Annotated in this window: 1 protein-coding gene; it reads right to left on the bottom strand. The window is 73.9% G+C overall.

What is annotated here, in order from left to right; translation table 11 throughout:
- On the bottom strand, positions 1–2,939 hold a 2,939-nt coding region (locus tag ABT015_RS37810; protein ID WP_350887865.1), incomplete at both ends, for a condensation domain-containing protein.

The following is a 2,939-nucleotide window of genomic DNA, read 5'->3' as shown; positions in this document are numbered from 1 at the left end:
GCCGGCGGCAGCACCAGCGCCGCACCGCACAGCAGCGCGGTGAAGATCTCCGACACCGAGGCGTCGAAACTGGGCGAGGCGAACTGGAGCACCCGGCTACCGGGATCGATCGCGAACCGCTCGATCTGCGCGGCCACCAGACTCGCCACACCACCATGACCGACCACGACACCCTTGGGACGACCCGTCGAACCCGAGGTGTAGATCACGTACGCCGGATGCCGGACATCGAGCACGACCCCCGGATCGGTCTCCGGCCAGTCACCTTCCGATACCAGTGCAGGATCGTCGACCACCAGCGCCGGGCAGGCGTCCTCCAGCATGTACGCGATCCGCGCCGCCGGGTACGCCGGATCCACCGGCAGATACGCGGCACCCGCCTTCAGCACACCCAGGACCGCCACCACCGACTCCACCGAACGCGGCAGCGCCACCGCCACGACCTGCTCCGGACCGACCCCACGGGCGATAAGCGCATGCGCAAACCGGTTCGCCCGCGAGTTCAGCTCGCGGTACGTCAACTCCGCGTCACCACACACCAGCGCGACCGCGTCCGGCGTCGCCGCCGCCTGCGCCGCGAACGCCTGCGGCACCGGAACCGCGCCCACCTCGCGGTCGGTCGCGTTGCCCCGCTCCAGCAACCGGTGCCGCTCGTCCCCGTCGAGGAGGTCGATCCCCCCGATCGACCGGTCCGGGTCGGCGGTGACCGCCTCCAGCAGGAGCGTCCAGCGCCGCACGAGGGCCTCGACCGTCGAGCGGTCGAACAGGTCGGTGGCGTACTCGACCACGCCGACGATCCCGTCCGGGCTCCCATCGGGGCCGAACCGCTCGCTCAGGTTGAAGCCCAGATCGAACTTGGCCGTCCCGGTCGGCACCGCGAACGCGGACACCTGAAGGCCGGGCAGCGCGAACTCGCCCATCGGCGCGTTCTGCACGGCCAGGATCGTCTGGAACAGCGGGTGGTGCGCGAGCGAGCGGGCGGGGTTCAGCGCCTCCACCAGGTGCTCGAACGGCACGTCCTGGTGCGCGAAGGCCGACAGGGTCGTCTCCCGCACCCGCTCCAGCAGCTCGGCGAAAGTCGGGTCCCCGCTCGTGTCGGTGCGCAGCACCAGCGTGTTGACGAAGAACCCGACCAGGTCGTCCAGCGCCTCGTCGGTCCGGCCCGCGATCGGACTGCCGATCGGGATGTCCGTCCCCGCCCCCAGCCGCGTGTACAGCGCCGCCAGGCCCGCCTGCAACACCATGAACAGACTGCTCCCGGACAGCCGGGCCGACTCGGCCAGCCCCGCGTGCAGTTCGGGGGTCAGCTCAAGACCGAAGGCGGCTCCCCGGTAGCCGGCGACGGCCGGCCGGGGCCGGTCGGCGGGCAGTGGGATCCGCTCCGGGAGGCTGTCCAACTGCTCGGTCCAGTAGCGGAGTTGTCCGGCGAACCGGCTGTCCGGATCCTCCGGGTCGCCGAGCAGCTCGCGCTGCCACAGCGTGTAGTCGGCGTACTGCACCGGCAGGTCCACCCAGCCCGGCGCCTGCCCCTCGCTCCGGGCGGCGTAGGCCTCGGCGAGGTCGCGGGCGAGCGGGCCGGTGGACCAGCCGTCACCGGCGATGTGGTGCATGACCAGCAGCAGCACGTGCTCGTCCGGCGCGAGCGCGAACAGTTCGGCGCGCAGCGGCGGTTCCGCCGCGAGGTCGAACGGGAGCCGCGCCGCGTGGGCGAGCCGTTGCGGCAGCTCGTCCTCCGCGGCCTCGGTCACCCGCACCCGGGGCCGGGCCGCCCCGGGGTCGAGGATCCGCTGGCACGGCACGGCGTCGAGCTCCGGGAACACCGTTCGCAGGCTCTCGTGCCGGGCGACGACCTCGGCCAGCGCGTCCTCCAGTGCCTCCCGGTCCAGTGCTCCGGTCAGCCGCAGCGCCAGCGGGATGTGGTAGGCCGCAGCGGCTCCGTCCATCCGGTGCAGGAACCAGAGCCGGCGCTGGGCGAAGGACAGCGGTACCGTCTGCGGCCGCTCGTACGGCGCCAGTGCGGGCCGGGCCCGGTCGGCCTCGGTGAGCCGTGCCGCCAGGCCGGCCACCGTCGGCGCCTCGAAGAGCGCGCGCAGCCCGACCTCGGCCCCCAGGGCCGAACGGATCCGGGAGACCAGCCGGGTGGCCAGCAGCGAGTGCCCGCCCAGGTCGAAGAAGTCGTCCTCGACACCGACCTGGCCCCGGCCCAGCACCTCCGCGAACAGCTCGCACAGGATCTGCTCCTGCGGCGTCCGCGCCGCCCGACCGACCCCGACGACGCCCGCCTCCGGCACCGGCAGAGCCGCCCGGTCCAACTTCCCGTTCGGCGTCAACGGCAACGCCGCCAGCACCACGAACACCGACGGCACCAGGTAGTCCGGCAACCGCTCGCGCAGGTACGCCGCCAGTTCCGCCGGACGCGCGTCGGCGCCGGGGCGCGGGGCCACGTAGCCGACGAGCCGGTCGTCCCGGGCCACGACGGCGGCCCGGGCAACGGCGGGGTACGCGGTCAGGGCCGCCTCGACCTCGCCCGGCTCGACCCGGAAGCCGCGCACCTTCACCTGCTCGTCGGCCCGGCCGACGTACTCCAACTCCCCGTCGGCCCGGCGGCGCACCACGTCCCCGGTACGGTACATCCGGTCACCACCCGCCCCGAACGGGCAGGCGACGAACCGACCCGCCGTCAGGCCCGGCCGATTCAGGTACCCGCGCGCCAGCCCCGGCCCCGCGACGTACAACTCCCCCGCGACGCCCGGCGGCACCAGGCGCAGCCGCTCGTCCAGCACGTACACCCGAAAACCCGCGACCGGCCGGCCGATCGGCGGCACGCCCGACCCGGGCGCCAGTGGGGCGCTCATCGTCGCGCACACCGTCGTCTCCGTCGGACCGTACGCGTTGACCATCCGCCGCCCCGGCGCCCAGCGCGCCACCAGCTCCGGCGG

The sequence above is a fragment of the Kitasatospora sp. NPDC094016 genome, from assembly GCF_040304045.1.
In the GTDB taxonomy this organism is placed as follows: Bacteria; Actinomycetota; Actinomycetes; order Streptomycetales; family Streptomycetaceae; genus Kitasatospora.
This window is presented reverse-complemented; position numbering and strand designations above follow the sequence as displayed.